Genomic DNA, 5300 nt, shown 5'->3' with positions numbered 1-5300 from the left:
CTAGAGGAAATATTTGTATTATTATTATTATTATTTGCTGATGACATTTCGAACTTATAACATCCTGATATAAGAAATATGCTCACAGAAAATAAAAATATGCAAAACAAAAGTGTTCTTCTTTTCACCCCCTCATCAATTTGTAAGCGCCACTTAATTAAATTATATCTTCTTTTGTTGATTTTTTCAGGGAAGGTCAATAATTTTTGAAGCATCACAAGGAAGAACAGACTAGCATTTATGCTCATTACCAAAAAATAAGGACAAGAATCCTTATTTTTTTTGTTTTATATCAAGAGAATTTATTTATGTATCTTATAGATTGTAGTTCGAGATATCCCACAAGAATTTGCGATATTCTGCTTTCTATAGGAATTTTAAGAAGCTTGTATTTTCCTCCGTGAACTTTTCAGTATATTCTCCTGCAAATGTGTTGCCAAGGAACATGTGATTAAAAATTTAAAAAATCAAATTGAACACATGGTAACCGCACATAAAGAAGATGTAAATTAAGAGCTTGGATGAACTAAAATCTATGAGAAGACGTCATCAACAATTATTTAGTGGATTTAATAACCTCTTCTTTTTATCATCATATGATGTTCTTCCAAATGTTAGAGAATCCGTTCAGACTACAAAGCAAAAACTAGAAATTGATTTAAGGCAATGAATATAAAACATACAAAGAAAAAGATTTTAACGGCTCATAACTGGTAATCATAAGTGAGAGATAAATTATGAATTTTGGATCCCCCTCAAAATGCGTATCACTAAGACCTACAAACTTACCCTTAGTAAACTCCTATAAATCTTTGACAATTACATAGTTAATCTCTAAAGGACCGTGAAGTCCGACCACAAGTTGCATTTCAATATCACCGGAATTTGATGGTCCAGAAATAAAATGCAGCGTTGAACCAGGCTTTTTATTTTCATCCAACCAAGCTGCAGCTTGTGTAGAGCGTGGAACCATGCGGCTGAGTGGAATCACAGAAATATAATGGGTAGGTAAAAAGTGCAAAGAACGCCCTTGACCAGCTCCTGATTCAACCACAATTGTGGCTGATTCGGCAAGGAAAAATTTGGGAACAGCTACGACAACATTAGAATTTTGAGCAGCATTAATATTTTCTTCCCGATTTTCTTTACCCATTTTCCATTTGACCAGTTGATCTGAAATAATATTAACTCCCAGTTGCTCTAACTCATCTGTTGAAGGAATCATGACCTGCCCGCCACCAGATTTTTCAATGAGACCGTGAATTATCTCATTCATTTCTGAAGAAGTTGTTTCCACTAGATTCGCTGAAACGCGACGCGCTTGTTCCTTGGCAAGTTCGAGTAATTCGTCACTGCTTAAATCTGTCAAATATGTTTGGGGCAGATCTGAAATGAGTTTATAAGGTTCAAATGGCAGTTCTACACCACCACGTTTTTTTAACAATGTGTCTAAAAATTGAGTTCGATTTTCAATAGTTCCTGTCATTTTTATTTACCTGCCTTATGTTTTTTATACCAGTGACGAAACTGTTCTTTATGAGGAGGAGCTATAGGTAAGTCGCGAACATCCGTCCAACCTTTGGCTAGAGCAGGTGCTTTTCTAACGGCACCGTATTTAAACAAGGAACCACCAACGCTTACTTCCTTATTTTTAGGTAACATATTGAGCCCCGTATGTGCCATATTCATTGCCATTCCAAACATTGCTGGACTACTTGTTCCTTTTCCAATCATATTCATTTCAAAATTTACAAAAGAGCCGTCGTGATGCATTGACAAATCATCTTCCATGACTTTACGATGTTCAATCAAAAGTTCATGCAAAGGAATTTTTACGGGACAGGTTTCTGTACAAGCCCCGCATAAGGTAGAAGCATATGGCAAATCACCATATTGTTCATAACCTCCTAAAACAGGAGAGAGAACGGAACCTATCGGACCAGGGTAAATAGAGCCGTAAGCATGACCACCAATTTGACGATAGACAGGGCAAACATTTAAGCAAGCGCCGCAGCGGATGCACTGTAAGACTGCTTCAAAAGCAGTTCCAATCGCATTTGAACGGCCGTTATCAATAATGACAACATGAAAATCCTCCGGTCCATCAGATTCATCCTCGGCTTTTTGACCAGCAAAAGTGACATAAGTTGTTAATTTTTGACCTACAGCTGAACGCGCAAGCATATTGTCCAAAATTTCAGCTTCTTTGATAGACGGTACAATTCGTTCCATTCCCATTAACACAATCTGTGTTTTAGGAATAGAAATCGTTAAATCAGCATTCCCTTCATTGGTAGATAAATTAATGTCACCGGTATTGGCAATGGCGAAGTTACAACCGGTGATGCCAACTTCAGATTTCAAGAAAAGCTTACGCATGGCATCACGGGCACAACGAGCAAGATTAACAGGATTATTATCTCCTTTATACCCAAGTTTTTTAGCAAAAATTTCACGAATTTGATCACGATTTTTGTGTAAAGCTGGAAAAACAATATGCGAAGGCTCATCCCAGTCAGCGAGTTGCAAAATAAATTCGGCCAAGTCTGTCTCTAAAATTTCCATATCATCAGCTAGCGAGACGAGCATTGGATCAATATCTACTTCAGTGGACACCATTGATTTTGATTTGACAATCTTTTTAGCCTTTTTTTCAAGAATAATACGTTTCACATATTCATTTGCTTCCTTAGCATCAGCAGCAAAGAAGACATGTCCGCCACGAGCGGCTACATTATCCGAAAATTCGGTTAGATAGTGTGGTAAATACTTTAAAGTGTGTTGACGAATAGATTCAGCAATGTTGCGCCATTCCTGCCAATTTCCTAGCTCATTACGTGCAGATTCTCGTTTGTCCCATTGAGCATCTTGTGCTTTTGCCACTGCAGCTTTGGCAAACTGGTCTTTTTTACTCTCTTCTAAACGTTCAGCGAAAGTTTTTGTACTTGTTGAAAGGCCCATTTTCTCCTCCTATTTATTTTATAAATGCTGGATTTTTGATAACATCTATTCTTTCTAAGTCAACATTGGTGTTTAAAATTTCAGCAATATGCATGACTCTAATCTTCTTTCCGTCACGATTCAATTTCCCGCCGATATTCATTAAGCAACCTAAATCAGCAGAGATCAAGATTTCAGCACCAGTTGACAAGATATCTCTTGTTTTTTCGGCAACCATCATTTCTGAAATTTCAGGAGATTTAACAGAGAAAGTTCCACCAAAACCGCAACAATTTTCTAAATGAGGCAGCGGAAGAAGCTCAAGCCCCTTGACCTTATCCAATAGGATAAAAGGTGCTTCTCGTTCCCCTAAAATGCGGGTCATGTGACAAGAACGATGATAAGTTGCCTTCTCGCCATTAAATGTGGCTCCAAGATCTTCAAGACCTAGCACCCGATAAAGAAATTGAGTGAATTCGTAGGATTTATTCGCTAAATCAATAGCTTTTTGCTTATAAGGATCACCTTCATCGAACATATGTGGATACTCTGTAAACATCCCCGAACACGATCCAGCTATACCCACCACATAATCAGAAGACTCAAAAGCATCAATCTGATTTTTGATTGTAGGCATGGATTCTTTAACTAATCCCGAGTTATAGGTAGGTTGTCCACAACAAATTTGTTGTTCTGGCAAGTCTGTTTCAATCCCCAAACGTTCTAGGACTTCAACCATTGCAATTCCAACTTGTGGAAACATGAGATCCATCACACAAGTAGAAAATATTGAAACTTTCATAAGCCCTCCTTAATATTTTTAAATCTTTATTGAAAATTCGACATTTTTTAGATATGTATCCTCTTTCATTATAAGCCGATTTTTTTATATTTTCAAAAAAAGAAGGTGTAAAAAGAATTTGACAGTGAGTAGTTTGAAAATTTTTACGTATAGTCGAAAAACAATGGACTTTTGTTTGGCTATGCTTTAGTTAACTTGCATGATGAAATAAAAAAGTCATTAAGATTACTCTAATGACTTTTTTATTGAATATATACCATATGTTATGTAAAAATTTAGCTTATTATTCCACTCTCCCCTGTTCAAATGCTACATCTTCAACTTTATCAACTTGTTTCGAAGTAAACTTTCCTGTAGTTTGAACAGCATCAGTAACATGATCTTGAACAGTTATTTCATCTTTTTTCTGTTGCTCTTTTATCTTGATATCTGTAACTGTCACATTAGCTTCAACAACATCAATGATTTCTGTCTTTTTTAAAATGGACCAGCCATTACACCTAGACTTATTAAAATTAAAAGCAGAATCATTTTCCATGATCCAATTGTGAAGATGACAACCGCTGCTATACCGTCAATAATGCCTCCGATAATTGGATATCGATATCTTTCCAGGTAATCCATTGATACCTCCTATACTACAAGTGAGTGCCTTGAATTCGCTTTTTTTCCATTGCATTAACCTTAACTTTTATTTTTAGAGATTGCTCTAGCCCAAAGAAAACTTTTAAATAATCGACTATTTCTTGTTCCAATAATTGAGCTTTCTGCGTAACTTCTACTCGAGGGATAATTTCTCCCTTTACATAAATTTCTATTCTATTCTTATGTAGAACTACATGAATGCGAGGAAATTTTAGATAATTATTCTCAATGACTTTTTCACGAACGAGCCCTTCTATAGTAGAACGTTTTAAAGTAAGCTTTCCACTCTGAGTTGAGAGTGTAATATCTATATATGTTCTAGGATAAAATATAGTAATACCTAAAGCCAAAATTAAGACAAGGGCTAAGACAACATTTCCCCAAAATAAATAGGTTGGTACATATTCTCCAATATAGAGAAGTTGACTTGAAGAACTCATCTTGTAATTAGACTTTACCAGATTGTAGTAATCCCACGCTGTTGGTACTACAATAGAAAGTAGAAGAATATCAAGAACTATACATATAAACTTCTTTCCAGATGACACAAATCCCCCTTTCTAGATTCTTTAACTCAGTGACGCATTTTTGATAGTATGAAGGAGACTACAGCAACTACAATCACTGCACCGATGATTGAAGGAATTAATGCCATTCCTGCTAGGGAAGGTCCCCAGCTCCCTAGAAGTGCTTGACCCACCACAGAACCCACAAGACCTGCTAGTATATTAGCAATCCAACCCATGGATCCTCCCTTAGTGATGACCCCTGCAATTAAACCAATAATAGCTCCAACAATTAACGACCAAATCATAAAATACCTCTTTTCTAGTATGATATCACATACAATTTAATAATAACAATAATAATCTAACATAAATATATAACAAATTCAAATATTTAATTCATTTTT

7 protein-coding genes and 1 pseudogene are annotated in these 5300 nt (G+C 35.9%); all 8 read right to left on the bottom strand.

Features of this window, described 5'->3' with window-relative positions; translation table 11 throughout:
* The coding region (locus B4H39_RS09070) for a hypothetical protein (RefSeq protein ID WP_286927567.1) at positions 1–215 on the bottom strand (215 nt) is incomplete at its 3' end.
* A gap of 587 nt (positions 216–802) precedes the next feature.
* A complete protein-coding gene (locus B4H39_RS09065) occupies positions 803–1486 on the bottom strand; it encodes a LutC/YkgG family protein (RefSeq protein ID WP_202231315.1) in 684 nt (227 codons plus the stop codon).
* A 2-nt stretch (positions 1487–1488) separates the two neighbouring features.
* Complete coding sequence (locus B4H39_RS09060; RefSeq protein WP_251420930.1) at positions 1489–2961, bottom strand: LutB/LldF family L-lactate oxidation iron-sulfur protein; 1473 nt, start codon at positions 2959–2961, stop codon at positions 1489–1491.
* A 13-nt stretch (positions 2962–2974) separates the two neighbouring features.
* Positions 2975–3742: a (Fe-S)-binding protein gene (locus B4H39_RS09055; RefSeq protein ID WP_202231313.1), complete on the bottom strand. Its 768-nt coding sequence runs from the start codon at positions 3740–3742 to the stop codon at positions 2975–2977.
* A 283-nt stretch (positions 3743–4025) separates the two neighbouring features.
* Positions 4026–4205 (bottom strand): annotated as a pseudogene (locus B4H39_RS09050) (Asp23/Gls24 family envelope stress response protein); the annotation flags it as partial.
* Between the two features lie 14 nt (positions 4206–4219).
* Positions 4220–4366: a DUF2273 domain-containing protein gene (locus tag B4H39_RS09045; RefSeq protein WP_251420932.1), complete on the bottom strand. Its 147-nt coding sequence runs from the start codon at positions 4364–4366 to the stop codon at positions 4220–4222.
* 14 nt (positions 4367–4380) lie between these two features.
* Complete coding sequence (gene amaP, locus B4H39_RS09040) at positions 4381–4935, bottom strand: alkaline shock response membrane anchor protein AmaP (RefSeq protein WP_251420935.1); 555 nt, start codon at positions 4933–4935, stop codon at positions 4381–4383.
* 26 nt (positions 4936–4961) lie between these two features.
* Positions 4962–5201, bottom strand: coding sequence for a GlsB/YeaQ/YmgE family stress response membrane protein (locus tag B4H39_RS09035; RefSeq protein ID WP_251420937.1), 240 nt, complete (start codon positions 5199–5201; stop codon positions 4962–4964).
* Between the last annotated feature and the right edge of the window lie 99 nt (positions 5202–5300).

The sequence above is a fragment of the Lactococcus sp. UBA7128 genome (assembly GCF_002492185.1).
GTDB lineage: Bacteria > Bacillota > Bacilli > Lactobacillales > Streptococcaceae > Lactococcus > Lactococcus muris.
This window is presented reverse-complemented; position numbering and strand designations above follow the sequence as displayed.